Source organism: Streptomyces sp. NPDC104814 (assembly GCF_055583185.1).
This window is the reverse complement of record NZ_JBVJOL010000010.1, coordinates 243,470-268,384: the sequence shown is the minus strand read 5'-3', so window position 1 is coordinate 268,384 and position 24,915 is coordinate 243,470. Positions and strand designations below refer to the sequence as shown.

At 72.5% G+C, this 24,915-nt stretch carries 28 protein-coding genes; 15 read left to right on the top strand and 13 right to left on the bottom strand.

Annotated features, from left to right (window positions below; genetic code table 11):
- Window positions 1-133 precede the first annotated feature (133 nt).
- Both ACZ64A_RS29605 and ACZ64A_RS29600 read left to right on the top strand, forming a co-directional pair.
- Window positions 134-721, top strand: coding sequence for a pyridoxamine 5'-phosphate oxidase family protein (locus ACZ64A_RS29605; RefSeq protein WP_469814667.1), 588 nt, complete (start codon window positions 134-136; stop codon window positions 719-721).
- A gap of 3 nt (window positions 722-724) precedes the next feature.
- Window positions 725-1,426 carry a L,D-transpeptidase family protein gene (locus ACZ64A_RS29600; protein ID WP_469814665.1) on the top strand — a complete coding sequence of 234 codons (702 nt, stop codon included), beginning with the start codon at window positions 725-727 and terminating at the stop codon, window positions 1,424-1,426.
- A 29-nt stretch (window positions 1,427-1,455) separates the two neighbouring features.
- Here the strand turns inward: ACZ64A_RS29600 and ACZ64A_RS29595 are convergent, their stop codons facing one another.
- Together ACZ64A_RS29595 and ACZ64A_RS29590 are read right to left on the bottom strand one after the other, a co-directional pair.
- The gene (locus ACZ64A_RS29595) at window positions 1,456-2,904 is read right to left on the bottom strand and encodes a sensor histidine kinase (protein WP_469814820.1); all 1,449 of its coding nucleotides are present in this window, start codon (window positions 2,902-2,904) and stop codon (window positions 1,456-1,458) included.
- Window positions 2,905-2,930: 26 nt separating this feature from the next.
- Window positions 2,931-3,674, bottom strand: coding sequence for a response regulator transcription factor (locus ACZ64A_RS29590; protein ID WP_469814663.1), 744 nt, complete (start codon window positions 3,672-3,674; stop codon window positions 2,931-2,933).
- Between the two features lie 151 nt (window positions 3,675-3,825).
- On the opposite strand from ACZ64A_RS29590, the gene ACZ64A_RS29585 reads away from it, so the two are divergent.
- The 8 genes from ACZ64A_RS29585 (at window position 3,826) to ACZ64A_RS29550 (ending at window position 11,794) form a co-directional block, all read left to right on the top strand.
- On the top strand, window positions 3,826-5,178 hold the full coding sequence (locus ACZ64A_RS29585) for a ferredoxin reductase family protein (RefSeq protein WP_469814661.1): 1,353 nt from the start codon (window positions 3,826-3,828) through the stop codon (window positions 5,176-5,178).
- Window positions 5,179-5,189: 11 nt separating this feature from the next.
- Window positions 5,190-5,666 (top strand): FMN-binding protein, encoded by a 477-nt coding sequence (locus ACZ64A_RS29580; RefSeq protein WP_469814660.1) that lies wholly within the window; start codon window positions 5,190-5,192, stop codon window positions 5,664-5,666.
- Window positions 5,667-5,725: 59 nt separating this feature from the next.
- On the top strand, window positions 5,726-7,108 hold the full coding sequence (locus ACZ64A_RS29575; RefSeq protein ID WP_469814658.1) for a ferredoxin reductase family protein: 1,383 nt from the start codon (window positions 5,726-5,728) through the stop codon (window positions 7,106-7,108).
- Window positions 7,109-7,124: 16 nt separating this feature from the next.
- Window positions 7,125-7,886 (top strand): FMN-binding protein, encoded by a 762-nt coding sequence (locus ACZ64A_RS29570; RefSeq protein WP_469814656.1) that lies wholly within the window; start codon window positions 7,125-7,127, stop codon window positions 7,884-7,886.
- Between the two features lie 50 nt (window positions 7,887-7,936).
- The gene (locus tag ACZ64A_RS29565; RefSeq protein WP_469814818.1) at window positions 7,937-8,674 is read left to right on the top strand and encodes an FAD:protein FMN transferase; all 738 of its coding nucleotides are present in this window, start codon (window positions 7,937-7,939) and stop codon (window positions 8,672-8,674) included.
- Window positions 8,675-8,871: 197 nt separating this feature from the next.
- The gene (locus ACZ64A_RS29560; RefSeq protein ID WP_469814654.1) at window positions 8,872-9,021 is read left to right on the top strand and encodes a hypothetical protein; all 150 of its coding nucleotides are present in this window, start codon (window positions 8,872-8,874) and stop codon (window positions 9,019-9,021) included.
- Window positions 9,022-9,101: 80 nt separating this feature from the next.
- Window positions 9,102-10,937: an ABC transporter ATP-binding protein gene (locus ACZ64A_RS29555; protein WP_469814652.1), complete on the top strand. Its 1,836-nt coding sequence runs from the start codon at window positions 9,102-9,104 to the stop codon at window positions 10,935-10,937.
- Window positions 10,934-11,794 carry a serine/threonine-protein kinase gene (locus ACZ64A_RS29550; RefSeq protein WP_469814650.1) on the top strand — a complete coding sequence of 287 codons (861 nt, stop codon included), beginning with the start codon at window positions 10,934-10,936 and terminating at the stop codon, window positions 11,792-11,794. The genes ACZ64A_RS29555 and ACZ64A_RS29550 overlap by 4 nt, the downstream gene beginning before the upstream one ends.
- Window positions 11,795-11,860: 66 nt before the next feature.
- Here ACZ64A_RS29550 and ACZ64A_RS29545 read toward each other — a convergent pair whose 3' ends face one another.
- From ACZ64A_RS29545 to argC, 7 genes are all read right to left on the bottom strand, one after another.
- A complete protein-coding gene (locus ACZ64A_RS29545; RefSeq protein WP_469814648.1) occupies window positions 11,861-12,634 on the bottom strand; it encodes a hypothetical protein in 774 nt (257 codons plus the stop codon).
- Window positions 12,624-13,211, bottom strand: coding sequence for an RNA polymerase sigma factor (locus ACZ64A_RS29540; RefSeq protein WP_469814647.1), 588 nt, complete (start codon window positions 13,209-13,211; stop codon window positions 12,624-12,626). Before ACZ64A_RS29540 ends, ACZ64A_RS29545 begins: the two co-directional genes overlap by 11 nt.
- A gap of 97 nt (window positions 13,212-13,308) precedes the next feature.
- Window positions 13,309-13,851 (bottom strand): arginine repressor, encoded by a 543-nt coding sequence (locus ACZ64A_RS29535; protein WP_363264952.1) that lies wholly within the window; start codon window positions 13,849-13,851, stop codon window positions 13,309-13,311.
- A 7-nt stretch (window positions 13,852-13,858) separates the two neighbouring features.
- Complete coding sequence (locus ACZ64A_RS29530; RefSeq protein WP_469814644.1) at window positions 13,859-15,055, bottom strand: acetylornithine transaminase; 1,197 nt, start codon at window positions 15,053-15,055, stop codon at window positions 13,859-13,861.
- Window positions 15,052-15,960, bottom strand: a complete 909-nt coding sequence (gene argB, locus ACZ64A_RS29525) for an acetylglutamate kinase (RefSeq protein ID WP_469814642.1) — start codon at window positions 15,958-15,960, stop codon at window positions 15,052-15,054. The genes ACZ64A_RS29530 and argB overlap by 4 nt, the downstream gene beginning before the upstream one ends.
- Window positions 15,957-17,108, bottom strand: a complete 1,152-nt coding sequence (gene argJ / locus ACZ64A_RS29520) for a bifunctional glutamate N-acetyltransferase/amino-acid acetyltransferase ArgJ (protein WP_469814640.1) — start codon at window positions 17,106-17,108, stop codon at window positions 15,957-15,959. Before argJ ends, argB begins: the two co-directional genes overlap by 4 nt.
- Window positions 17,105-18,133 carry an N-acetyl-gamma-glutamyl-phosphate reductase gene (gene argC / locus ACZ64A_RS29515; protein WP_469814638.1) on the bottom strand — a complete coding sequence of 343 codons (1,029 nt, stop codon included), beginning with the start codon at window positions 18,131-18,133 and terminating at the stop codon, window positions 17,105-17,107. Before argC ends, argJ begins: the two co-directional genes overlap by 4 nt.
- A gap of 169 nt (window positions 18,134-18,302) precedes the next feature.
- Between argC and ACZ64A_RS29510 the strand changes: the two genes are divergently transcribed.
- Window positions 18,303-18,749, top strand: a complete 447-nt coding sequence (locus ACZ64A_RS29510) for a carboxymuconolactone decarboxylase family protein (RefSeq protein WP_469814636.1) — start codon at window positions 18,303-18,305, stop codon at window positions 18,747-18,749.
- 48 nt (window positions 18,750-18,797) lie between these two features.
- Complete coding sequence (locus tag ACZ64A_RS29505; protein WP_469814634.1) at window positions 18,798-19,241, top strand: DUF6314 family protein; 444 nt, start codon at window positions 18,798-18,800, stop codon at window positions 19,239-19,241.
- 7 nt (window positions 19,242-19,248) lie between these two features.
- Here the strand turns inward: ACZ64A_RS29505 and ACZ64A_RS29500 are convergent, their stop codons facing one another.
- Entirely contained in the window at window positions 19,249-19,686 is a 438-nt protein-coding gene (locus ACZ64A_RS29500) for a GNAT family N-acetyltransferase (protein ID WP_469814633.1), read from the bottom strand.
- A gap of 175 nt (window positions 19,687-19,861) precedes the next feature.
- Here ACZ64A_RS29500 and ACZ64A_RS29495 point away from each other — a divergent pair, with 175 nt between their 5' ends.
- The gene (locus tag ACZ64A_RS29495) at window positions 19,862-20,080 is read left to right on the top strand and encodes a DUF1918 domain-containing protein (RefSeq protein ID WP_469814631.1); all 219 of its coding nucleotides are present in this window, start codon (window positions 19,862-19,864) and stop codon (window positions 20,078-20,080) included.
- Between the two features lie 18 nt (window positions 20,081-20,098).
- On the opposite strand, the gene ACZ64A_RS29490 is transcribed toward ACZ64A_RS29495, so the two are convergent.
- Window positions 20,099-21,325, bottom strand: a complete 1,227-nt coding sequence (locus tag ACZ64A_RS29490) for a glycoside hydrolase family 10-like protein (protein WP_469814629.1) — start codon at window positions 21,323-21,325, stop codon at window positions 20,099-20,101.
- Window positions 21,326-21,494: 169 nt separating this feature from the next.
- On the opposite strand from ACZ64A_RS29490, the gene ACZ64A_RS29485 reads away from it, so the two are divergent.
- A complete protein-coding gene (locus ACZ64A_RS29485; protein ID WP_469814627.1) occupies window positions 21,495-22,370 on the top strand; it encodes a 3-hydroxybutyryl-CoA dehydrogenase in 876 nt (291 codons plus the stop codon).
- Between the two features lie 194 nt (window positions 22,371-22,564).
- The gene (locus tag ACZ64A_RS29480) at window positions 22,565-22,822 is read left to right on the top strand and encodes a hypothetical protein (protein WP_469814625.1); all 258 of its coding nucleotides are present in this window, start codon (window positions 22,565-22,567) and stop codon (window positions 22,820-22,822) included.
- Window positions 22,823-22,900: 78 nt separating this feature from the next.
- On the opposite strand, the gene ACZ64A_RS29475 is transcribed toward ACZ64A_RS29480, so the two are convergent.
- Together ACZ64A_RS29475 and ACZ64A_RS29470 are read right to left on the bottom strand one after the other, a co-directional pair.
- Window positions 22,901-23,431 (bottom strand): NUDIX domain-containing protein, encoded by a 531-nt coding sequence (locus tag ACZ64A_RS29475; protein WP_469814624.1) that lies wholly within the window; start codon window positions 23,429-23,431, stop codon window positions 22,901-22,903.
- Between the two features lie 73 nt (window positions 23,432-23,504).
- A complete protein-coding gene (locus ACZ64A_RS29470) occupies window positions 23,505-24,845 on the bottom strand; it encodes a transcriptional regulator (RefSeq protein ID WP_469814622.1) in 1,341 nt (446 codons plus the stop codon).
- Window positions 24,846-24,915 lie beyond the last annotated feature (70 nt).

The window sequence follows — 24,915 nt, the reverse complement described above, 5'->3', positions numbered from 1 at the left end:
CCTCACAGTGCATTCGCTGACATGCATGAGTATGCAGAACTCTGCATGGTTCGTCAATCCGCGCCGGATGACATCGCCACAAGGACCCATATTCGTTAGACACTCGAACAATTTTGCTGAATAATCGTTAGTCATGGGAAAGACTCATGAGCGCATCGACGGCAGGCTCCGCACCTTCATCGAGGAGCAGCCGCTCTTCTTCACGGCGACCGCGCCCCTGGCCGGCGACGGCACGATCAACCTCTCCCCCAAAGGGCTCAAGGGGTCCTTCGCCGTGCTGGACGAGCACACGGTCGCCTATCTGGACTTCGCCGGGTCCAACGCCGAGACCATCGCCCATCTGCGGGAGAACGGCCGCATCACGCTGATGTGGACCGCCTTCCAGGGCCCGCCGAACATCGTGCGCGTGCACGGCCGCGGCGAGCCCGTCTTCCGCGACGACCCCCGCTTCCCGGAGCTGCTCGCCCACTTCCCGGACATCGACCCGACCCCGCACGGCCTGCGCGCGATCATCCTCGTGCACGCCGAACTCGTCCGTGACACCTGCGGATACGCGGTGCCGTTCATGACGTACGACGCCGAGCGGGATCTGCACGCCAAGCGGTTCGCCCGCGAGGACGACGACTCGCTCAGCGCGTACTTCACCAAGAAGGAGCACATCGCGACCAGCCTGGACGGCCTGCCCGGGCTGCCGCTTCCGCTGCCCCCGTCTACGGTCTGAGCCATGCGCTCCCGTGTCGTCGCCACCGCCCTCGCCTGCGCGGCCCTGCCCGTCCTCGGTGCCGCGCCCGGCGGCGAGGCCCCGCTGCCCGCGCGGATGCGGGACACCGGCGGCGGCACACAGCTGATCGTCGCCCGGGCGCCGAGCACAACCTCGACGACGGGCACGGTCAGCTGGTGGGACCTGCGCGGCGGGCGGTGGGTGCGGATCGGCTCGGCGCCGGCCCGGTTCGGAGCGAAGGGGCTCGTGGAGGGCACGAAGCGGCGGCAGGGGACGAACAGGACGCCGACGGGGCTGTACGACCTGCCGTTCGCGTTCGGCGTTCAGGCGGCGCCGAACGGTACACGGATGCCGTACCGGCCGGTGCGCCAGGACTCCTGGTGGTGTCAGGACAACGGCTCCCGTGCCTACAACCGGTGGAGCGAGCCACTGGCCTCCGACTGCCGGGCCGCGGAGGCCGAGCACCTGGTGACCTACCGCACGCAGTACGCCTACGCGCTCGTCGTGGCGTTCAACTACCGCACGCCGGTGCGGAATCGCGGCGCAGGCATTTTCCTGCATGTCCACGGGCGTGGGGCTACGGCGGGGTGCGTTTCCGTCCCGGAGGACGCGATGCGGGAGATTCTGCGGTGGGCTCTGCCTGGTCGTAAGCCGCACATTGCTGTGGGAACCGTGAGCGGGGCTACGGCCGTCACGCGGTACTGAGGCTCTGAGCGCGGTTCCTCGCGCCCCTTTCACGTCGGTATACGCACCGTGAACGTCGTCGCACCCGGCGAGCTCGCCACCCCCACGCTTCCCCCGTGTGCCCTCACCACCGCCGACACGATCGACAGGCCCAGGCCCGCTCCGCCGCCGGGGGCGTTCGTGCGGCGGTGGTCGGCCCGGGTGAAGCGTTCGAAGACGTCCGGCTGGATGTCGGCGGGGATGCCGGGGCCGTCGTCGTGGACCGTGAGGACCGCGTCCGGGCCGCCGGTCGACAGGGACACCGTGACCTTCGTGCCGGCGGGGGTGTGGACCCGGGCGTTGGCGAGCAGATTGGCCAGCACCTGCTGCAGCCGGTGGGCGTCGCCGGTGACCGACACCGGCTCCTCCGGCAGGTCCAGGGACCAGCGGTGGCCGGGGCCCGCGGCACGGGCGTCGGTGACCGCGTCCAGCACCAGGCGGGTCAGGTCGACCGGGCGGCTCTCGAGCGGACGGCCCGCGTCCAGGCGGGCCAGCAGCAGCATCTCGTCGACCATCTCCCCCATGCGGGAGGACTCGGCGGCGATGCGCTCCAGGGCGCGGCTGATCTCGGGCGGCACCGGCCCGGGGTGCAGCAGCGCCAGCTCCGCGTGCCCGCGCACCGAGGCGACGGGGGTGCGCAGCTCGTGGCTGGCGTCGGCGGCGAAGCGGCGCAGCCGCTCCTCACTGGCGTGCCGTTTCGTCAGCGCGTCCTCGACGTGACCGAGCATGCGGTTGAAGGCGGCGGCGACCCGGCCCACCTCGCCGCGCGGGTCGGACTCCGGCGCCCTGGGCGGCAGCGCCACCTCTCCGCTGGCCAGCGGCAGCTCGCTGACCCGGGTGGCGGTCGCCGCGACCCGGCTGAGCGGCCGCAGCGACCAGCGCACCCACAGCGCCCCGGCCACCCCGGTCACGGCGAGCGCGACACCGAAGACGATCGCGGCGACCGCCTCCAGCCGGTGCACGGCGGACTCCACGGGCTCCAGCGGCAGCCCGGTGATCAGCACGTCGCCGTCCCGGCCGCGGCCGGCCACGACCCGGTAGTCGTCCAGTGCGCTCAGACGGACGCTGTGGCCGTGGCCGTCGGCGGGGACGGCGGCCAGCGTGCGCTGGTCGCGGGGCGAGAGGGTCACGCCGAGGTCGGTCGTCACATCGCCGGAGCGGACCACGGCCGCATTGGTGACCCTGCCGTCCAGCAGGCGGGCGCCGAAGGTGCCGGTGGCCTGGCGGCGGGTGTCGCCGTGCTCGTCGCCGTCGTGGTCGTCGGGTTTCTGCCCGGCGTGCTCCAGGCTCGCCGGGAAACGGCTGCCGACGTCGGTGAGCTGCTGGTCGAGGCGGCGGGTGAGGAAGCCGTCGAGTTCGACGACGGCGGCCACGCCGACCGCGGCGCAGCTGATCGCCAGCAGCACCACCAGACCGGCGGTCAGCCGGGCGCGCAGGGTGCGCGGCCAGGGCACACGGATCCGCCGCGGCCACGGCGGGCGCGGGGTCACGGTGTCACCGGCTTCAGCACGTATCCGGCACCGCGCACGGTGTGGATCATCGGTTCCCGGCCGGCGTCGACCTTTTTACGCAGGTAGGAGATGTACAGCTCGACGACATGGGCGCGGCCGCCGAAGTCGTAGGACCAGACCCGGTCGAGGATCTGGGCCTTGCTGAGCACCCGGCGCGGGTTGCGCATGAGGAAGCGCAGCAGCTCGAACTCGGTCGGGGACAGCTCGATCAGCGCCCCGGCGCGGGTGACCTCGCGGGCCTCCTCGTCCATGACCAGATCGCCGACGACGAGCTGGTCGCCCTCCTCGCTCTGGCGGGCCATGCCGGCGCGGCGCAGCAGGCCGCGCAGCCGGGCGACGACCTCCTCCAGGCTGAACGGCTTGGTGACGTAGTCGTCGCCGCCCGCGGTGATGCCGGCGATGCGGTCCTCCACGGCGTCGCGCGCGGTGAGGAACAGCACGCACACGTCCGGCCGGACCGCGCGCAGGCCGCGCAGCACGGCGAAGCCGTCGGTGTCGGGGAGCATGACGTCCAGGACGACCGCGTCGGGCAGGTGCTCGCGGGCGGCGGCGAGTGCCGACGTGCCGTCGCCCGCCGTGCGGATCTGCCAGCCCTCGTAGCGCAGGGCGCCGGAGAGGACCTCGGCGAGGTCGGGGTCGTCGTCGACGACGAGGACGCGCACGGGCGTGCCGTCGGGGCGGGTGAGCGCGGGGCGGCCGGAGCGGGTGGTGGTGTTCATGGCTGTCTCCAGCATCGCCCCTCGCGTGGGCCGCGGGTGCCGCCGGAGGCTCTGAGTTTGCTTTGAGTCCGCGCTGAGACCGCCGTTTCAGAGGGTCCTCAGAGGTTCGCCCCGCAGAGTTGCGTTCCGGACAGGCGAAAGGACACGAGTGATGACGACGGTGGACGAGCGGCGGGCCGCCCCGCCCGTGGCGCCGCCCGCCCGGCCCTCCCCCGCGGCCGCCGTACTGGCCGCGATAGGGGCGGGGGTCGCGGCGGTGATCGCGCTGTGGTGGTCGGACACCGCATCCGTGGTCGGTACGGCGGGATGGCTGACCGGGGCCGGGCGGATCGCGGGGCTGCTGTGCGGGTACGCGTGCGCGGTGCTCGTCGCGCTGATGGCCCGGGTGCCGCTGCTGGAGCGGCGGATCGGCTCGGACCGGGTGGCCCGCTGGCACGCCATGGCCGGCCGCTACACGGTCTGCCTGCTGCTCGCGCACATCACGCTGATCCTCGCCGGGTACGCCGCGCAGGACCACGCCTCCCTGCTGCACGAGACGCTGACGGTGGTCCTGGACTACCCGGACATGCTAAAGGCGACCGCCGGCACGGTGATCCTCCTCGCGGTGGGTGTCACCTCGGCGCGCGCGGTGCGCCGCCGCACCGGTTACGAGTTCTGGTACTACGTCCACCTGCTCACCTACGCCGCCGTCTTCCTCGCCTTCGGCCATCAGCTGACCCTCGGCAACGACTTCAACGGCAAGCCGGCCGCGACCGCCTTCTGGTACGTGCTGTACCTGGGGTCCGCCGCCCTGGTGGTGTGGTTCCGGCTGCTGACGCCGTGGCGGCTCAACTCCCGGCACCGGCTGCGCGTGGAATCCGTGCACGTCGAGGCGCCCGGCGTGTGCTCGGTGGTCGTGCGCGGGCGGCGGCTGGACGAACTGGGGGCGCGGCCGGGGCAGTTCTTCCGGTGGCGGTTCCTCGCGCCGGGGCTGGCGTGGACGTCGACGCCGTACTCGCTGTCGGCGCCGCCGCGCGCGGACCGGATGCGGATCACGGTCAAGGCGCTCGGCGGGCACAGCGCCGCCGTGGCGGGGCTGCGGCCGGGCACCCGGGTGTGGGCGGAGGGGCCGTACGGCTCGCTCACCGCCGACCGGCGCACGGCGGCGAAGTCGCTGCTGATCGCGGGCGGTGTGGGCATCACCCCGCTGCGCGCGCTGTTCGAGACGCTGCCGGGCGAGGTGACCCTGCTGTACCGGGCGCGCCGGGCGGAGGACCTGGCGCTCGGCGGAGAACTGGAGGCGCTCGCCCGCTGGCGCGGCGCCCGGGTGCGGTACGCGCTCAACGGGCCGCACGGCGAACGCCCTGACCTGTCGGCCGCCGCCCTGCGGACGGAGTTCGGGGACCTCGCCGCCTACGACGTGTACCTGTGCGGTCCGCACGGCTTCGCCGCCTTCCTATACGAGCAGTTGCGCGCCGCCGGGGTGCCGGACGGGCGTATCCACCACGAGTCGTTCGAGCTGTGAGGCCTGCGGAAGTGCACGCACTGAGGAAGAACCGTCCGCTGCGCCGGATCGTGCTGGCGAGCGCCGCCACCGTCTCCGGCGCGGTGCTGCTGCTGTCGCTGAAGCCGCACACCACGCCTGCCCTGGCCACGGACAACACCCCGAGGACGTCGGTGAGTTCGAGTGCCACCCCCGGGGCTTCGGGCGCCACCGGAGGCACCGGCGGCACCGGCAGCAAGACCGCCACCGGCGCGTCCGTCGACACCCGCTGGGGTCCCGTCCAGGTGCGGGTGACCGTCACCGACGGCAAGTTGGCCGACGTCACCGCGGTCGTCTACCCGTCGGAGAACCCCCGCGACCAGGAGATCAACGCCTACGCCATCCCCCAACTGCGGCGTGAGGCACTGGACGCGCAGAGCGCGGACATCGACTCCGTCTCCGGCGCCACCTACACCAGCGACGGCTACAAGCAGTCGCTGCAGTCCGCGCTGGACTCGGCGGGCCTCTGAACGCTCCCGCGGGACGGCGCGTATGTGTGGGCCAAGGGTCCCGTCCCCCCGGAGGATTCGTGAGCACCACGCTCGCCGGCGGCCGTGCCGCCCGTCGCCAGACGATGCGCCGCATCCGCCCGCGCCGCTCCCCCGCCGCCGTGCTGCTGCTCGCCGTGGGGGCGGGCGCGGCCGGCGTGCTGTGGCTGTGGTGGCGCAACACGCCGTCCATCGCCGACGACACCGCCCGGGTCCTGGGCGCGGGCCGGATCACCGGCCTGCTGGCCGGCTATCTGATGGCGCTGGTCGTGCTCCAGATGGCACGGGTGCCCGCGCTGGAGCGGCGGGTGGGCTCCGACCGGGTGGCGCGCTGGCACGCCATGAGCGGCCGTTACACGCTCAGCCTGGTGCTCGCGCACATCGTGCTGACCATGTGGGGCTACGCCCTCCAGGCGGGCAGGTCGGCCACGGACCTCGTCCGGCAGACGGTCGATTCCGTCACCACGCTGCCCGACCTGGGCAAGGCGGCGATCGGCACCGGTCTGCTGCTGCTCATCGGGCTGCTGTCGGTGGGCGGCGTGCGCCGCCGGCTGGGCTACGACACCTGGTACCACGTCCATCTGCTGACCTACGCGGCGGTGTTCCTGACGTTCTGGCACCAGATCAGCGACGGCAACGACTTCGCCGTCGAGCCGCTCGCGAAAACCTTCTGGTACGGGCTGTACGGCACGGTCACCGCGCTGGTGCTCTGGTACCGCGTCCTCACCCCGCTCCGGCTCAACCTGCGGCACCGCATGCGGGTCGAGGCGGTGATCGAGGAGACACCGGGCATCGTGTCGGTCCTCATCAGCGGCACCAAGCTGCACCGCATGGGCGCGGAGGCCGGGCAGTTCTTCCGCTGGCGGTTCCTCGCACCGGGGATGCGGTTCAGCTCGCACCCGTACTCGCTGTCGGCGGCGCCGCGCCCCGGCATGCTGCGGATCACCGTGAAGGCGATCGGCGACCACAGCTCCCGGCTGCGTGAGCTGACGCCGGGGACCCGGGTGTGGGCGGAGGGCCCCTACGGCGCGCTGACCGCGCAGCGCCGCAGCCGGGGCAAGGTGCTGCTGGTGGCGGGCGGGGTCGGCATCACGCCGATGCGGGCCCTGTTCGAGACGCTGCCCGGCGCGGCCGGCGACCTCACGCTGCTGTACCGGGCCAACAGCACACAGGACCTGGCCCTGTGGGACGAGCTGGCGACGATCGCCGACGAGCGCGGGGCACGGCTGATGTACGCCGTGAACAGCCCCGACGGGGAGCGCCCCGACATCTCGCCCGAGTCGCTGGCCCGCAAGATCCCGGACATCGACCACCACGACGTCTTCCTGTGCGGGCCGCCCGGGTTCGCGCAGTCCGTCTACGAGGCGCTGCGGGGCGCCGGGGTGCCCGCCCGCCGTATCCACCACGAGTCGTTCGAGATGTGAGCGGGAGCTGCACACGATGAGGAAGAACCACCCCGTCCGGCGGATCGTGCTGACGACCGCCGCGACCGTGTCCGGTGTCGTCCTGCTGCTGACCCTCAAGCCGGCCTCCGGCCCGACGTCGGCGCAGGCCGGCGCCGCCGCCGCGCCGCCGGCCGCCGCGCAGCCGTCCGCGCAGGGCGGCACCGCCGCGGGAACGGTCACCGGGGACGTGGCCCGGACGCAGTACGGCGCGGTCCAGGTCCGTCTCACCGTGGCCGGCGGCCGCATCACCGGGGCGGAGGCGGTGCAGGCTCCGAAGGGCGGCCACAGCGACGAGGTCACGGCGATGGCGGTGCCGCGGCTGAACCGGGCGGCGGTGGCGGCGGGCAGCGCGGACATCGACGCGGTCTCCGGTGCGACGTACACCAGCGCCGGGTACAAGCAGTCGCTCCAGTCCGCGCTGGACAAGGTCGGCAAGGCCGGCAAGGCCGGCAAGGCCGGCACGGGCGGCACCGCGACCGCCGGGGCGCGGACCGTCACCGGCGCGACGGCGAAGACGCAGTACGGCCCGGTGCAGGTCCGGATCACGGTCAGCGGTGGCCGGATCACCGAGGCGGAGGCCGTCCAGGCACCCCAGGGCGGTCTCAGCGACCAGAAGACGGCGCTGGCCGTGCCCCGGCTCAACCAGGAGGCGGTCGCGGCCGGCAGCGCACGGATCGACACGGTGTCCGGTGCGACCTACACCAGCGCCGGGTACAAGCAGTCACTGCAGTCGGCTCTGGACAAGGCAGGGGGCTGAAGAAGATGGACGCGACGACTCCCGCCGCGGTGCGCCGGACGGAGGAGGTCATGGGGACGGTCTTCTCCTTCGACGTCCGCGGCGGGGACCCCCGGGCGGTCCGGACCGCGCTCGCCGAGGCCGTCGCCGGTCTGCACCGCGCCGACGAGATGTTCAGCACCTACCGCGGGGACAGCCAGCTCTCCCGGCTGGCCCGTGACGAGCTGACCGTGGACGCTTGCGACCCCGAGATGGCCGAGGTGCTGGAGCTGGCGGCGCAGGCGGAACTCGTCAGCGACGGCTGGTTCAGCCCTCGTTACGCGGGCCGGCTCGACCCGACCGGCATCGTCAAGGGCTGGGCGGCCGAACGCGCGGCACGGGTGCTGGCGCAGGCCGGGGCGAGCGGGGTGAGCGTCAACGGCGGCGGGGACGTGCAGATGTACGGCGCGCCCGGCCCCGAGCGCCCCTGGCGGGTCGGCATCGCGGACCCGCTGCGCCCCGGCGGCCTGGCCGCGGTGATCTCGGCGGCCGGCACCGACGAACTCGCGGTCGCCACCTCGGGCACGGCGGAGCGCGGCGCGCACATCGTCGACCCCCGCACGGGCCGTCCCGCCGTCACGGACCTGGTCGCGGTCACGGTGACGGCCCCCTCCCTGACCTGGGCGGACTGCTGGGCGACGGCGGCCTTCGCGATGGGGTCGCGCACGGCCCTGCCCTGGCTGGAGTCCCTGCCGGGGGTGGAAGCGCTGCTGATCACATCGGGCGACGAAGTCAGGTGCACCGGCGGGCTCGCGGCACGGCTGGGCTGAGACGGCGTCCTCCGCCGCCCCGCACCGGTGGCGCGGTTCTGTCCGCGGCGCGCGACCGGTGCACGCGACCGGTGCGACCGGCGCGCACGGCTTCGCCGGGGTGATTTTGCCGGCGAGCGCGATTTTTTACCGAGCAACGGCCATCCGTCCGCGGCCCTGCCACGTATCCCCTCTGAGCACCTTTCAGGAGGCACGGTATGGCTATCTTCACCTCTCTGATGCCGGCGAAGCACCGGAAGCACGGGAAGGACACATCCAGCGACGACTCCACGCGGCACGGGCACCGTCACGACAAGACCAGCCGCCACGGCCACACCAGTCGTCACGGCAACAGCCGCAACAAGTAGCGGACCCGCACGAAGGCTGAGCGGACCGGAGGCCCGGCGGGCCCGTCCGCTCCGCCTTCGAGCCAACGGGTACGGCTGCCATGGTGCATGTCCTGCGGCGTCTGCTGTCGGTGAGCGAGTCCTCCGACGCCGTGGTCGCGGCCGCGCCGCCGCTGCCCCCGCTCGAGGTGTTCCGGCGCTTCTGGCCCTACACCCGCGGTGGCCGGCGCTGGCTCGTGCCCGTCGTCCTGTTCAGCCTGGCCGGTCCCGTCGTCGACGCCGCGGAGATCTGGCTGTTCAAGATCGTCGTGGACGACGTGCTGGTCCCCCGCGATCTGCGACCGTTCCTGTGGATCGCCCCGGCCTATCTGGGCCTGATCCTCTGCTCCGGCATTCTCGGATTCGCCGACGACGTGACGTCCACCTGGGTCAGCGAACGGTTCCTGCTCGCGCTGCGCTCCGACGTCTTCCGGCATGTCCAGGGGCTGTCGCTCGGCTTCTTCGAACGGCGGCGGCTCGGCGACGTACTGTCACGGGTCACCGGTGACGTCGACGCGGTCGAGACCTTCCTGCTCTCGGGTGTCGCCGACGCCCTGTACTACGTGATCCGCCTGGGCGTCTTCCTCAGTCTGCTGTTCTATCTGCGCTGGGACCTGACCCTGCTCGCCCTGGTCATCGTGCCGCTGTTCTGGGGCGCCGCCCGGCACTTCTCCCGGCTGATCAAGAAGGCGTCACGCGAGCGCAGGCGCCGCACCGGCTCGATCAGCGCGATCGCCGAGGAGTCGCTGGGCAACGTGGCCCTGGTACAGGCGTACAACCGGCAGGGCTGGGAGCAGCGCCGGTTCGAGCGGGAGAGCCTCGGCAGGTTCCGGGCGGCGATGGCCTCGGCACGCATCCGCGCCGTCTACGGTCCCGTCGTCGAGATCATCGAGGTGTCCGGCGGTCTCGCGGTCATGGGCCTCGGCACCTGGAAGCTGGCCCAGGGGCAGCTGACGCTCGGCGAACTGCTGGTCTTCCTGGCGCTGATCGGCAAGATGTACAGCCCGGTGCGGGGCCTGTCCCGCCTGGGCACCACGTTCTACACGGCGTCCGCATCGGCCGAGCGGATCATCGAGTTGCTGGACCAGAAACCGCAGGTCGTCGACGCTCCCGGGGCCCGGCGCACCGGCCGGGCGCGGGGCGAGGTCGAGTTCGACGGCGTCTGCTTCCGCTACCCCGGCACCTCCCGCCCGGCCCTGTCGGAGGTGTCCTTCCATGTGGCGCCCGGGGAGACGCTGGCCCTGGTCGGGGCGAGCGGCGCCGGCAAGTCGACCATCGCCAAGCTCCAGCTGCGCTTCTACGACCCGGACCGGGGCGCGGTCCGCCTCGACGGCGCCGACCTGCGGGAGCTGCGGCTGGGTGACGTACGGGAGAGTGTCGCGGTGGTGCTGCAGGAGACGCTCGTCTTCCACGGCACCGTGCGGGAGAACATCGCCTACGGCCGGCCCGGGGCCACGGAGGCGGACATCGTCGCGGCGGCGCGGGCCGCGGACGCGCACGAGTTCGTCGAGCGGCTCCCGGAGGGCTACGACACGCTGGTGGGCCAGCGCGGCCGCACCCTGTCCGGCGGGCAGTGCCAGCGTCTGGCGATCGCCCGCGCGATGATCAGGGACGCGCCCGTGCTCCTGCTGGACGAACCGACCACGGGGCTCGACGCCGGCTCGGGCCGGCGGATCATGGACCCGCTGCGCCGGCTCATGGCGGGGCGCACCACCGTCGTCATCTCCCACAACCTGCTGACCGTCCGCGACGCCACCCGCATCGTGGTGCTCGACCACGGCCGGGTCGTCGAGGACGGCACCCATGACGACCTCCTCCGCCTCGGCGGGGCCTACGCCCGGCTGCACCGGCTCGGTACGGTGACCGCCGCCCCGGCCGCGGGGACGGTGCTGTCGTGAGCGTCACCGCGGCCCCGGTGGCCGCGCCCCTGGCCCCGGGCACCCGGCCGGTCCCGGGCTACGCGATCCTGGCGCACCTGACGCGCACGGGCTGGCTCGACGTCTACGACGCGTGGAGCGAGGAACGGGCCTGCCGGTGCGTGATCAAGGTGGTGCGCCCCGACCGCCGGGGCGAGGAGCGGCTGCGCGCACGGCTGCTGCGGGAGGGCCGGTGGCTGCGGGACTTCACCCATCCGCATCTGACCCGCGCCTACGACACCTTCGAGCAGCCGGAGCCGATGGTCGTCCTGGAGACGCTGACCGGTGAGACGCTGTCCCACCTGCTCGACCGGTTGCGGCGCCGGCCGGCCGCCGCCGACGTGGCACTGCTCGGGGTGCAGCTGTGCTCGGCGGTCCACTATCTGCACGGCCGGGACGTGCTGCACCTGGATCTCAAGCCGTCCAACGTGGTGGTGGAGCGCGGTCACGCCAAGGTGCTGGACCTGAGCGTGGCCCGGCCGCCCGGGCCGGCCCCCGCCGGGCTCGGCACCTGCTGCTATCTGTCTCCGGAACAGGCCCGCGGCGGGCGGCTCACGGCCGCCGCCGACGTGTGGGGCATCGGTATCACCCTGTTCGAGTTCGCCTGTGGTGAGCTGCCGTTCGACTGCGGCAGGCCCTCCGGGTCACCGGACGACGGGGGTGGCGACGGCTCACAGGAGTGGTTCCCGCAGGCGGAGGGCAGTGCCCCGCCGGTCCGGTCCCGGCGGCGTCTGCCCTCCGTGCTCGCCGCCGCCGTCGACGCGTGCCTGCGGCCCGAGCCGGCCGCCCGGCCGACGGTCACCGAGCTGGCCTCCGCGCTGGAGGCGGCACTGGGCTGACCACGGCGTCACAGGGCGCCGGGCCCGGGCGTCAGGGGGCGGCCGATGCGGGGCCCGTGCGGGGGCTCAGTCCGGGGTGGTCACGACGCGGCTCGTCTGCAGGCGGGCCGTGGCAAGGACGGTGCCGTCGGGGGCGGTCAGCCGGGCGCCGGAGACCGTCACGGGGTCGACGCGGGCGGCCACGCCCCAGTGGCCGTGCCCGTCGTGCAGGGTGAAGTCACCGACGCGGACGGTCGTGCCGTCCGCGTGTTCGAGAACGCACTCCACCTTGCCGTGGTAGGCGCTGTCGCGGCCCGCGAGATCGACGGAGACGAAGACCCAGCCGGGGGCGCCGGGATGGGCGTAGATCTCGCCGACGGGCTGCCCACCGTCCACGGCGGGTGCGGTCATGTCCCCGACCAGCATGGGTTCGGACTCCACGGCGGGCGGGGCCGACGCCGTGCTGCCGTCCACGGTCGTGCCGACCGCCCAGCCGGCGAACCCGAAGGTGACGGCGACCCCGGCGGCGACCGCCACGAGACGCAGCCGGGTCCGGCGGGCGCGGCCGTGCAGACCGCGGTGCCCCGGCGACGCCCCACGGGCCGGGCGTCCCTCGTACGCCGCCGCGCCCTGGGGCAGCCTGCGCGCCACCCGGGTCTCGAAGCCGAGCGGCGGCTCGCAGTCGGGAAGCAGGCCGACGAGCCGGTCGCCGAGGAGGGTCAGCCGCCGGACGTACTCCCGGCAGTCCGCGCACCGTTCCAGATGGCCGACCGCCTCGGCCCGCTCCCGGCCGGGCAGCACCCCGAGTGCCAGCTCGGCGCCGTACTCCCGCAACTTGTCGCAGGTGACTTCACTGGCCATGGCCGCCTCGCTCCGGAGACGCAAGTGTGGTGCGCAGCTTCGCCATCGCTGCCCTGATCCGTGTCTTGGCCGTGCCGAGCGGGATCTCCTCCACCTCGGCGATCTGCTGGGCCGTCATCCCGTAGATGCCCGCCATCACCAGGGCCCGGGCCTGTCCCCGCGGCAGCCGCGCCACGGCGGCCCTCAGCTGGGACGAGGCCTCGTCGACCAGGGCCCAGCGCTCGGGGGTCTCGGTGACGACGCCGAGGAGGGCGTCGAGGTCCTCGGGTGCCACGGGCTCCGTGCGCCGCGCGCGGACGGCGTCGATGGCGAGGTTGTGCGCGATGGTCGTCAGCCAGGTCGTGACCGAACCGCGACGCGAGTCGTAGATCTGCGCGTGCCGCCAGGCACGCTCGAACGTCTGCTGGGCGATGTCCTCCGCGAGCTGGGGGTCCCCGGTGACGGCCATGGCCACCCCGAAGACCCGGTGCTGGAACCTCCGTACGAAGGTGACGGCGAGTTCCGGGTCACCGGTGGCCAGCCCGGACAGCAGAGCCTCGTCCGGGAGACGGCCCAGAGGGAACCGGAAACCCGACACATCTGTGTATACGGTCGCCGGCCGCCAGGGGATTGCCCGCCCGCCCCGGAAGATCACCCACCCATTGTCCGCCGCCCGCCCGGGCGGTGCAGGAGGATCAGTGCCCGTTCTGCGCCAGCCGCAGCAGGTGGTCCGCCAGCGCCTGGCCCCCGGTGGGTTCCCGGCTGATCAGCAGCAGCGTGTCGTCCCCCGCGATGGTGCCGAGGATGTCGTGCAGCTCGGCCTGGTCGATGGCCGAGGCCAGGAACTGCGCGGCCCCCGGAGGGGTGCGCAGGACCACGAGGTTCGCCGAGGCCTCCGCGGAGATCAGCAGCTCCTGCGACAGCCGCCGCATCCGCTCCTCCTTGGCGGACTCACCGAGCGGCGCCCGGGGCGTGCGGAAACCGCCCTCGCTGGGCACCGCGTAGATGAGGTCGCCGTCGGTGTTGCGAATCTTCACCGCGTTCAGCTCGTCGAGGTCGCGCGAGAGCGTCGCCTGGGTGACGCTCAGCCCGTCGTCGGCGAGGAGCTTCGCCAACTGGCTCTGCGACCGCACCGGTTGCCGGTTGAGGATGTCCACGATCCGGCGGTGGCGGGCGGTGCGGGTCTGCGGCACGGCAGGCCCCGCGGTGCCGTTCTCGTGCTCCTGCGCCTGACTCATCGTCGTCTCATTCTCCGGCTCGTCCGTCCCCGTTCACCTGCGCCAGGATGCCGGGCAGCGCCCCGAGGAACGCGTCCACCTCGTCGTCCCCCACATTCAGGGCGGGCATCAGCCGTACGACGTCGGCGGCGGGCGCGTTCACCAGGAACCCGGCCTCCTGGGCCGCCTGCTGCACCTGCTGCGCGTACGGCCCGGTGAGCACGATACCCAGGAGGAGTCCCGCTCCCCGGACATGTCCGATCAAGGGGTGGCCGAGGCCCTCGATCCCGGTGCGCAGCTTCTCGCCCTGCCGCTTGACGTTCTCCAGCAGGCCGTCGTTCGCGATGGTGTCGAGGACGGCGAGGCCGGCGGCGCAGGCGACGGGGTTGCCGCCGAAGGTCGTGCCGTGCTGGCCGGGCTGAAGCAGCTCCGCGGCCCGTCCGAAGGCGACGGTCGCGCCCAGCGGCAGACCGCCGCCGAGCTGCTTGGCGAGGGTGACGACGTCGGGCAGGACGCCCTCGTGGGCCTGGTAGGCGAACCAGTGCCCGGTGCGGCCGGTGCCGGTCTGCACCTCGTCGAGGACGAGCAGCGCACCGGTGGCCGCCGTGATCGCGCGGGCCGCCTTGAGATAGCCGGCGGGCGGCACGACGACGCCGTTCTCGCCCTGGATGGGCTCGATGACGACGAGGGCCGTCTCCTCCGTCACCGCCGCAGCGAGCGCCTGCGCGTCGCCGTAGGGCACGTGGGTGACGTCGCCGGGCAGCGGCCGGAACGGCTCCTGCTTGGCGGGCTGGCCGGTCAGGGCCAGGGCGCCCATGGTGCGGCCGTGGAAGCCGCCCTCGGTGGCGACGATGTGCGTGCGCCCGGTCAGCCGGCCGATCTTGAAGGCGGCCTCGTTGGCCTCGGCGCCGGAGTTGCAGAAGAACACCCGTCCCTCGCGGCCGAAGAGCTGCAGCAGCCGTTCGGCGAGCGCGAGCGTGGGCTCGGCCATGAAGAAGTTGGAGATGTGCCCGAGGGAGCCGATCTGCCGGCTGACGGCCTCGACGATCGCGGGGTGGGCGTGGCCGAGGGCGTTGGTGGCGATGCCGCCGACGAAGTCCAGGTAGCGGGTGCCGTCGGCGTCCCAGACCTGCGTGCCCTCGCCGCGGACGAGGGGCAGCCGCGGGGTGCCGTAGTTGTTCATGAGCGCGCCCTGCCACCGCGCGGTCATCTCCTGGTTGTTCATGTCTCCCCCTCGGTGTCCGAGTCGGGCACGACCATGGTGCCGATACCCTCGTCCGTGAAGATCTCCAGCAGGATCGAGTGCTGGACGCGGCCGTCGATGACGCGGGCGGTCGTCACGCCGTTGCGCACGGCGTGCAGACAGCCCTCCATCTTCGGGACCATGCCGGAACTCAGCTCCGGCAGCAGCTTCTCCAGCTGGGAAGCGGTGAGGCGGCTGATCACCTCGTCGGAGTTCGGCCAGTCCTCGTAGAGACCCTCGACGTCGGTGAGGACCATGAGGGTCTCGGCGCCCAGTGCCGCGGCGAGCGCGGCGGCCGCCGTGTCGGCGTTGACGTTGTAGACGTGCCCGTCGTCCTCGGAGCGGGCGATCGACGAGACGACCGGGATACGGCCGTCCGCGAGCAGCGCCTCGATCGCGCCGGTGTCGATGCCGGTGATCTCGCCGACGCGGCCGATGTCGACGCGCTCGCCGTCGATCTCCGGGGTGTGCCGGGTGGCGGTGATGGTGTGCGCGTCCTCGCCGGTCAGACCGACGGCGAGCGGGCCGTGCTGGTTGAGCAGCCCGACCAGCTCGCGCTGCACCTGCCCGGCGAGCACCATGCGGACGACGTCCATGGCCTCCTCAGTGGTGACGCGCAGGCCGGCCTTGAACTCGCTGACGATGCCGTGCCGGTCGAGCGCGGCGCTGATCTGCGGACCGCCGCCGTGCACGACGACCGGCTTGAGGCCGGCGTGGTGGAGGAAGACGACGTCCTGGGCGAACGCGGCCTTCAGCTCCTCGTCGACCATGGCGTTGCCGCCGAACTTGATGACGACGGTCTTGCCGTTGTGCCGGGTCAGCCAGGGCAGCGCCTCGATGAGGATCTGCGCCTTGGGCAGCGCGGTGTGCTTCCGGGTGGATGTCATGACGAGTAGGCGCTGTTCTCGTGGACGTAGTCGGCGGTGAGGTCGTTGGTCCAGATCGTCGCGGTCTCGGAACCGGCGGCGAGGTCGGCGACGATGTGCACCTCGCGGTAGCGCATGTCGACCTTGTCGCGGTCCTCGCCGACGGAGCCGTTCTTGCACACCCAGACGCCGTTGATGGCGACGTTGAGCCGGTCCGGCTCGAAGACGGCCTGCGTGGTGCCGATCGCGGACAGGACACGGCCCCAGTTGGGGTCCTCGCCGTGGATGGCGCACTTGAGGAGGTTGTTGCGGGCGATGGTGCGGCCCACGTCGACGGCGTCCTCCTCGGTCGCGGCGCCCACCACCTCGACCTTGATGTCCTTGCTGGCGCCCTCGGCGTCGCCGATGAGCTGCCGGCCGAGGTCGTCGCAGACGGTGCGGACGGCCTCGGCGAACCCGGCGTACTCGGGGGTGATGCCGGAGGCACCCGAGGCCAGGAGCAGGACGGTGTCGTTGGTGGACATGCAGCCGTCGGAGTCGACCCGGTCGAAGGTGACCTTGGTGGCGGCGCGCAGGGCCTTGTCCAGGGTCTCGCTGTCGACGTCGGCGTCGGTGGTGATCACGACGAGCATGGTGGCGAGGCCGGGGGCGAGCATGCCGGCGCCCTTGGCCATGCCGCCGACGGTCCAGCCGTCCTTGGTGACGACGGAGGTCTTGTGGACGGTGTCGGTGGTCTTGATGGCGATGGCGGCCTTCTCGCCGCCGTGCTCGGAGAGCTGGGCGGCGGCGGTCTCGACGCCGGGCAGGACCTTGTCCATGGGGAGCAGCAGGCCGATGAGGCCGGTGGAGCAGACGGCCACCTCGCCGGCGCCGCAGCCGAGGACCTCGGCGGCCTTCTCGGCGGTGGCGTGGGTGTCCTGGAAGCCCTTGGGGCCGGTGCAGGCGTTGGCGCCGCCGGAGTTGAGGACGACGGCGGTCAGCTGCCCGCTCTTGAGGACCTGCTCGGACCACAGCACCGGGGCGGCCTTGACGCGGTTGGAGGTGAAGACGCCGGCGGCGGCGCGGCGGGGGCCGGTGTTGACCACGAGGGCCAGGTCGGGGTTGCCGTTCTCCTTGATCCCGGCGGCGATGCCCGCCGCCGTGAATCCCTTCGCTGCCGTCACACTCACGGCGCAACTCCGATCGTCGTCAATCCCGTGGTCTCGTCGAGACCGAGGGCGATGTTCATGCTCTGGACGGCACCTCCGGCGGTGCCCTTGGTCAGGTTGTCGATGGCGCTGATCGCGATGATCCGTCCCGCGGCCCCGTCGTGGGCGACCTGGACCTGGACGGCGTTGGAACCGTAGACGGAGGCGGTCGCCGGCCACTGCCCCTCGGGCAGCAGGTGCACGAAGGGCTCGTCGGCGTACGCCTTGGCGTAGGCGGCGCGCACGGACTCCGCGGTCACCCCGGGCAGGGCCTTCGCGCTGCACGTGGCGAGGATGCCGCGGGGCATCGGCGCGAGGGTGGGTGTGAAGGAGACGCCGACCCGCTCGCCCGCCACACCGCTGAGGTTCTGGATCATCTCGGGCGTGTGCCGGTGACCGCCGCCGACGCCGTACGGCGTCATGGAGCCCATGACCTCGCTGCCCAGCAGGTGCGGCTTGGGCGCCTTGCCCGCCCCGGAGGTGCCGGAGGCGGCGACGATCACGGCCTCGGGCTCGGCGAGCTGGGCGGCGTAGGCCGGGAACAGGGCGAGGGAGACGGCGGTGGGGTAGCAACCGGGGACCGCGATGCGCTTGGACCCCTCCAGCGCGGGGCGGGCACCCGGAAGTTCGGGAAGGCCGTAGGGCCAGGTGCCGGCGTGCGGGGAGCCGTAGAACGTCTCCCAGTCGGCGGCGTCCTTCAGCCGGAAGTCGGCGCCCATGTCCACGACGAGGACGTCCGGACCGAGTTGCTCGGCGACGGCGGCGGACTGGCCGTGGGGCAGGGCGAGGAAGACGACGTCGTGGCCGGCGAGGGTGTCGGCACTGGTCTCGGCGAGGGTGCGGTCGGCCAGTGGCAGCAGGTGCGGCTGCAGGGCGCCCAGCTTCTGTCCGGCGTTGGAGTTGCCGGTGAGGGCGCCGATCTCGACCTCGGGGTGGGCCAGGAGCAGGCGCAGCAGCTCCCCGCCTGCGTATCCGCTCGCTCCGGCGACTGCCGCGCGTACTGCCATGGAATCCTCCTCGTGGATGGCATGACTATACGCAGCGCTGCACGTTTATGCAATCTCCTGAATCGCTATGCGGACCGGGCCGCCCGTGGGGACGCGCCGCCCGGGTGATCCCGCGCCTCGCGTGACGGGTCTTGCGTTGGAGTGGGCTCCAACTCCTACGGTTCTGGGCATGAGCAACCAGCACAGCAGCACCCGTGACGAGCGCTTCGCCCAGGGACTCGAGGTCCTCAGGAGTGTCGACGGCGAGGCCGGGCAGCGAGTCATCGACTCGCTCGCCGACATCAGCCCCGAGCTCGGCCACCAGATCGTCGCCTGGGGCTTCGGGGAGATCTACGCCCGGCCCCAGCTGGCCCCGCGCGACCGCCAGCTGGTGACCCTGGGCATGCTCACCGCGCTCGGCGGCTGCGAGCCGCAGCTGGAGGTGCATGTCAACGCCGCCCTGAACGTGGGCCTCACCCCGGAGCAGATCGTCGAGGCCATGCTGCACTCCGCCGGGTACTGCGGTTTCCCGCGCGCCCTGAACGCCACGTTCGTCGCCAAGAAGGTGTTCGCCGAGCGGGGGCTGCTGCCCGTCGGACAGCAGCCCCCGCAGGAGGATCCGGCTGCCTCTGCCTGATCCGCAGGAAGGTCAATGGGTCGTGCGGCAACCACGGAGAATGGCGTGATGGATGAGTTCTGGCCGGTTCCGGACGTCCTGGCGTACCTGGCCGGGGACTGGCAGGTCGAACGGTCGGTGCGGGACCTGGCGAGCGGCGACGAGGGCCGGTTCACCGGCACGACGGTGTTCGAACCGCTGGACGGCGGCGGTCTGCTGCACGTCGAGACCGGCACGTTCGTCTGGCAGGGCGTCGCCCGCCCCGCCGAGCGCACCCTGCGCTTCCTGCCCGGCGGCGCACCCGGCACGGCCGACGTGCGCTTCGCCGACGGCCGTCCCTTCCACGACCTGGACCTCACCGGCGGTCACCACGTCGCCGACCACCCGTGCGCGGCCGACCTCTACCGGGGCGAGTTCACCGTCCGGGACGCCGCGCACTGGCGGACGGTGTGGCGGGTGCGCGGCCCCGCCAAGGACCTGGTGCTGACCACGCACTACCGTCGCGGCCGCTGAGCGGGGCTCACTCGAAGACGAGGGCCATCCACTGGTCCGGCCGGTCCAGTGGCCGGAAACCGATCTTCTCGTAGACCCCGTGCGCATCGTGCGTGGCGAGCAGGATCCGCTTCAGCCCGTACGGCCGCAGGTGCTCGCGTACGGCGGCCACCAGCGCCCGGCCGATGCCCTTGCCGCGCACCGAGCGGTCGACGTACACGTCGCACAGCCAGGCGAAGGTGGCCCGGTCGGTGACCACCCGGGCGTACGCGACCTGGTCGCCCGACGCGGCGCTGTAGACGCCGAAGTTGAGCGAGCCGGCGATGGCGCTCTCCTGCTTCTCGCGCACCCGGCCGAGCGCCCAGTAGGCGTCGGTGGACAGCCAGTGGTGCACGCGGGTCACGTCGAGCCGGGCGGGGTCGGTGGAGATCTCGTAGCCGTCGGCGAGCGGCGGTGTCTCGGTCATGACGGGATCCTGGCAGACCGGCAAGGGCCCCCACCACGGAGTTCCGGCGGCCGCACCACGCCGCCGCCCCGCAGTACCGGCGGGCCCCGACGGGCCGGTTGCAGTCGGCTCGGGTGCTGCCCACACTGGTGTGGTCGGTGCTGCCGCGCCCGCAATGGTGAGGAGGGCCCACACGATGCACGCAACCGTGGGCGACCAGCTTGTCCAGCACGGCAGGGTGGTCGGTCAACACGACAAGGTCGGCGAGATCGTCGAAGTCCTGGGCCAGGAAGGCAATCCGCCCTACCGCGTCCGCTTCGACGACGGCCACGAGGGCGTGTGCTCGCCCGGCCCGGACACCGAGATCCGCCACCGGGCGACGAGCATGCCCCAGATGCCCAAGATGATGCCGTAGCCGCGCGGACACCGCAGGTCAGCGCGGGGGGCTCGCCGGCTGCCCGTAGTGGTCGGCGACCACCCGTGTCATCGCCCCGAGCGGGTCCGCGGCGACCTCCTTCGCGGCGAAGAAGACGTGCCCGCGCACCTGCGGGTACTTCTTCGCGAGCGTGAGATGGCGGGACAGTTCCGCCGGGTCCTGCCAGGCGGCGGGCTGGGCGGGGTCCCCCACCTTGTACAGCGCCTCCCCCAAGTAGAGCTTCGTGGCCGTCCCCTTGGCGACGCCGGCCCACCAGGGCACGAGCGTGGCGTAGTCGGCGGCGGCCAGGCCGATGTTCCAGTACAGCTGCGGCACGATGTAGTCGATCCAGTTCTCGCGCACCCAGGTCCGGGTGTCCGCGTACAGGTCGTCGTACGACTGCACACCGCCCTGGGTGTCCGAGCCCGCCGGGTCGGTGGACGCGTTGCGCCACACGCCGAACGGGCTGACGCCGAACCGCGCGGTGGGACGGAGCTGCCTGGTGCGGGCGCCCGTCTCGCGGATCAGGGTGTCGATGTTGTGCCGGCGCCAGGCGGCGCGGTTCGGGAAGCCGCCGCCGTACCGGTCGTAGGCCTCGTCGTCGTCGAAGGTCTCCCCGGCCACGGGATAGGGGTAGAAGTAGTCGTCGAAGTGGACCGCGTCGAGCGGGTAGCGGCGGACCGCGTCGAGGATCGCGTCCTCCACGAAGGTCCGCACCTCGGGCAGCCCGGGGTTGTAGTAGAGCCTGCCGCCGTACGCCACGACCCAGTCGGGATGGCGGCGGGCCGGATGCCCGGCCACCAGCCGGCCCGGATCGGTGTGGTCGGCGACCCGGAACGGGTTGAACCAGGCGTGCAACTGCAGGCCCCGCTCGTGGGCCTCGGCGACGGCCGTGCCGAGCGGGTCCCAGCCGGGGTCCTTCCCCTGGGTCCCGGTGAGGTACTGCGACCACGGTTCGTACGGTGACGGCCACAGCGCGTCGGCCATCGGGCGGACCTGGAGGATCACCGTGTTCAGCCGCCGTCCGACCGCCGCGTCGAGGAGGGCGAGCAGTTCGGAGCGCTGCCGCGCCGCGCTCAGCCCGGGCTGCGAGGGCCAGTCGCGGTTCTCCACGGTGGCCAGCCACATGCCCCGCATCTCGGCCGCGGCCCGGGCGTCCCGGGCGTGGCTCCGCGCCGGTGCGGCGCCGAGCGCCAGCGTCGACAGCGCGGCCGCCGCGAACGCCCGCCTCGTCAGTCGTCCCATCGCGGAACCCCTTACGTCATGCATCCGACCGGTGACGGATCGTCACCGGGAGTTCAGGATGCCGCACCCCGTCGATCGATCATCGATACTTCGCGGTAACGTGCACGATCGGAGCAGGCCGTCCGACCCGGAGGTCCTGCCAGTGCCGTGGATCAGCGAAGGGGTCGATGTGACGGGCTTCCCAACGGGAGATATTGCGCGCGTCGGAATCGTGGGCTGCGGGCAGATGGGCGCCGGCATCGCCGAGGTGTGCGCACGCGCCGGTCTGGACGTGAAGGTCGCCGAGACCAACGGCGAGGCCCTGGAGATCGGCCGTACCCGGCTGTTCAACTCCCTGGCCAAGGCCGCCGAGCGCGGCAAGATCACCGAGGAGGAGCGGGACGCGACCCAGGCGCGGCTGAGCTTCACCACCGACCTCGGCGAGTTCGCCGACCGTGACCTCACCATCGAGGCGGTCGTGGAGAACGAGCAGGTGAAGACCGAGATCTTCCAGGTGCTCGACCAGGTGGTGACCCGTCCGGACGCGATCCTGGCGTCCAACACCTCCTCGATCCCGCTGGTCAAGCTGGCGGTCGCCACCGCGCGCCCCGACCACGTCGTCGGCATCCACTTCTTCAACCCGGCCCCGGTGCAGAACCTGGTCGAGCTGGTTCCCGCGCTGACCACGTCCGAGGGCACCCTGAGCCGCGCGCAGATCTTCGCCGAGAAGGTGCTGGGCAAGCACACCATCCGCGCCCAGGACCGCTCCGGCTTCATCGTCAACGCGCTGCTGGTGCCCTACCTGCTCTCCGCGATCCGCATGTTCGAGTCGGGCATCGCCGGGCGCGAGGACATCGACAACGGCATGGAGATGGGCTGCGCCCACCCCATGGGCCCGCTGAAGCTCGCGGACCTCATCGGCCTGGACACCGTCGTGTCGATCGCGAACTCGATGTACGCCGAGTACAAGGAGCCGCTGTACGCCGCTCCCCCGCTGCTCCAGCGCATGGTCGAGGCGGGCCGGCTGGGCCGCAAGACCGGCTCCGGGTTCTACACCTACGGCTGATCACTCAGCGCGACACCCGGGCGGGCCCGGCACCCACAAGGTGCCGGGCCCGTCCGTTTCACACGCCGTGTGCGCGCCGGGCACGCATATGCCCCTCGCACACTCTCCCCAGGCGCCGACCAGGCGAGTTCACTCTTCATGCGCATGCAAGGGACGCACCCCGCGTCCCTTCGACCACGGAAAGGAGTGGACACGTGAGCGCCGACTCCGGCCATCCCGTCGCCCCAGGAGACCTCGCAGAGTTACGACGCCGGCTCGACGTGGCGTACGCGCGCGTCGAGGGCGGGCTGGCCCTGCTCAGTCATCGCACCGAGGAGACCGCCAAGGAGCTGGACGAGCTGAACAGCAGGCTCGCCAGCCTGGAGCACGCCCGTTGGCCACTGCCCTCGGTGGCCGCGGTCACGGCGCTGGGCGCGCTGATCGTGGCGGTCTGGCAGGTACTGGCCCGCTGACCACCGGCCTCGGCGGTCCCGGCGAGCCGAAGTGGCGCAGCCCCGGACTCGTGCGAGCCGAAGTGGCGTAGCCCGGGCTCAGGCGAGCCTGAGGTGGTGCAGCAGAAGTAACGCGGCCGCCATGTTGGCGGCCGGCACCTCCCCGCGGGCGATCAGGTCGGGGACGACTTTGAGGGGGACCCATTCCCGGCGGTCCGACTCGAAGTCGTCCACGGGATGCCCGACGTACTCGCCCGTCTCGGACCAGTAGATGTGGTGCCGGGCGTCGGTGAGACCGTTGGACGGCTCCACACTCATCAGGTGGTGCAGGGGCCCCGGCCGCCAGCCGGTCTCCTCCTCGAGTTCGCGGGCGGCCGCGGCGGCGATGTCCTCGCCGTCCTCGACGACGCCCGCGGCCAGCTCCCAGCCCCAGCTGTCGGTGATGAAGCGGTGCCGCCAGAGCAGCAGCACCTCGTTGGCCTCGTTGACGACCGTCGCGACGGCGACCGGCCGCAGCCGTATCAAGAAGTGGTCGAGGTGCCGGCCGTCCGGCAGCACGACGTCCGCCAGATTGACGCTGAACCAGCGATTCGAGTACACAGTCTGTTCGGTCTGTTTCGTCCACTGCACGGTTCTGCCACCTTCCGACGAGTAAGTGGCAATATCGCAGCAGGGAGGGGTCCCGCCTACCGGGCGCCGACGGTCACAGCGGCACGCGCAGGGCCCCGTCGATCAGTTCGGCCGCCTCGGCCGTGCCCGCACAGCCGCTGCTCGCCAGGTGCTCGCGCACCGCTCTGAGCCGGTCGCGCAGCCGCTGGGACTCCATCCCGCGCGCCTGCTCGGCCATCTGCACGGCCGTCGTCACCGCTTTGTCCGCGTTTCCCTGACGCAGCTCGATCGTGCTGAGCATGGCCAGCCGGTGCACCCGGCCACGGTCGTGGGCGGGAGTGTCCACGGCCGCCGCCGCGTGCTCCGCCGCCGCCCGCAGCTCACCGAGGCTCAGCAGCGCCTCCGCCACCTGCACATTGACCAGGCCCGGCTGCACATAACCGGTCTCGTCGGGCTCGTGACCGCGCCGGATGCGTTCGGCGGCCTGCTCGGCCCGCCGGATGCAGGACAGCGCGCTGCCGCCGTCACCGAGGTGCGCGTACGCCTTCGCCTGCATCGCGTACAGATCGGAGGTGAGCGCCGGCGTGATGTGCCGGTCGGCGGCCCGCAGCGCGGCCTCGGCGAAGGCGACGGCCTGCCGGTACTCCCGCATGAACAGCGACTGGTTGACCAGCAGCGCTATCACATACGCCCCGAGTCCCCGGTCGCCGCTGGCCTTGGCGAGCCGCAGCGCCTGGTGGAAGTAGCGCTGGGCGAGGCCGTGCGCGTCGGAGTCGTAGGCGCAGATGCCCGCGACGGCCACCAATCCACCGGTGGCCCGGTGCAGTTGGCGGCCGGTCTCGTCGGTGTAGCCGCCGCGCAGCAGCGGCGCGGCCTCGGCGTTGAGGAACCCGACGATCCGGGAGCGGGTCGCGACGCCACCGGTCTTGCGGTACATCTGCTCGTAGTGCGCGCGGGCGGCGCGCAGCATCTCGATGTCGGCCGGGGTGACCCGGTGCCGCCCACCGCGCGAGACGTCCACGTCCTCCGGCGGGTTCTCCCACTCCCACACCGGCATCACGGCCGGCGTGCCGGTGACCGCCGGGGCGCCCAGCAGATGCGGGCGCTGCTGCTCGTCGGACCGCCACAGGGCGGTGGCCCGCTCCACGAAGCCGGACAGGGAGGTGCCGTTCGGGGGGTGGGGCTCGCCCGGGACGCCGAGGCCGATGTCGTCGAGGGTGACGGGACGCCGCAGCCGGCCGGCGAGCACCTCGCAGATCAGGTCCGGCACCTGGCCGCGCGGCCGCTGCCCCTTCAACCAGCGGGCCACGGCGGTGTGTTCGTAGCGCAGGGCGAGTCCGCGGGAGCGGCCGGCCTGGTTGACGTGCGCGGCCAGACCGGCGTGCGAGATACCCGCCTCGTCCAGGATCGCGTCGAGCAGTGTGTTGGGCTGCATGGGTGGCCCCCCGGTGGCTCGGTGCCCGACAGAGTAGTGCGTCCCGCTTCGCACGGGGTGTGAACGGAGT

Bases quoted from the DNA above. Each gene is read 5' to 3' on its own strand.
- ACZ64A_RS29605 (WP_469814667.1), top strand. From the start codon at position 134: ATGGGAAAGACTCATGAGCGCATCGACGGCAGGCTCCGCACCTTCATC.
- ACZ64A_RS29600 (WP_469814665.1), top strand. From the start codon at position 725: ATGCGCTCCCGTGTCGTCGCCACCGCCCTCGCCTGCGCGGCCCTGCCC.
- ACZ64A_RS29590 (WP_469814663.1), bottom strand. From the start codon at position 3,674: ATGAACACCACCACCCGCTCCGGCCGCCCCGCGCTCACCCGCCCCGAC.
- ACZ64A_RS29585 (WP_469814661.1), top strand. From the start codon at position 3,826: ATGACGACGGTGGACGAGCGGCGGGCCGCCCCGCCCGTGGCGCCGCCC.
- ACZ64A_RS29570 (WP_469814656.1), top strand. From the start codon at position 7,125: ATGAGGAAGAACCACCCCGTCCGGCGGATCGTGCTGACGACCGCCGCG.
- ACZ64A_RS29565 (WP_469814818.1), top strand. From the start codon at position 7,937: ATGGGGACGGTCTTCTCCTTCGACGTCCGCGGCGGGGACCCCCGGGCG.
- ACZ64A_RS29560 (WP_469814654.1), top strand. From the start codon at position 8,872: ATGGCTATCTTCACCTCTCTGATGCCGGCGAAGCACCGGAAGCACGGG.
- ACZ64A_RS29555 (WP_469814652.1), top strand. From the start codon at position 9,102: ATGGTGCATGTCCTGCGGCGTCTGCTGTCGGTGAGCGAGTCCTCCGAC.
- ACZ64A_RS29545 (WP_469814648.1), bottom strand. From the start codon at position 12,634: ATGGCCAGTGAAGTCACCTGCGACAAGTTGCGGGAGTACGGCGCCGAG.
- ACZ64A_RS29535 (WP_363264952.1), bottom strand. From the start codon at position 13,851: ATGAGTCAGGCGCAGGAGCACGAGAACGGCACCGCGGGGCCTGCCGTG.
- ACZ64A_RS29530 (WP_469814644.1), bottom strand. From the start codon at position 15,055: ATGAACAACCAGGAGATGACCGCGCGGTGGCAGGGCGCGCTCATGAAC.
- argB (WP_469814642.1), bottom strand. From the start codon at position 15,960: ATGACATCCACCCGGAAGCACACCGCGCTGCCCAAGGCGCAGATCCTC.
- argC (WP_469814638.1), bottom strand. From the start codon at position 18,133: ATGGCAGTACGCGCGGCAGTCGCCGGAGCGAGCGGATACGCAGGCGGG.
- ACZ64A_RS29510 (WP_469814636.1), top strand. From the start codon at position 18,303: ATGAGCAACCAGCACAGCAGCACCCGTGACGAGCGCTTCGCCCAGGGA.
- ACZ64A_RS29505 (WP_469814634.1), top strand. From the start codon at position 18,798: ATGGATGAGTTCTGGCCGGTTCCGGACGTCCTGGCGTACCTGGCCGGG.
- ACZ64A_RS29500 (WP_469814633.1), bottom strand. From the start codon at position 19,686: ATGACCGAGACACCGCCGCTCGCCGACGGCTACGAGATCTCCACCGAC.
- ACZ64A_RS29495 (WP_469814631.1), top strand. From the start codon at position 19,862: ATGCACGCAACCGTGGGCGACCAGCTTGTCCAGCACGGCAGGGTGGTC.
- ACZ64A_RS29490 (WP_469814629.1), bottom strand. From the start codon at position 21,325: ATGGGACGACTGACGAGGCGGGCGTTCGCGGCGGCCGCGCTGTCGACG.
- ACZ64A_RS29470 (WP_469814622.1), bottom strand. From the start codon at position 24,845: ATGCAGCCCAACACACTGCTCGACGCGATCCTGGACGAGGCGGGTATC.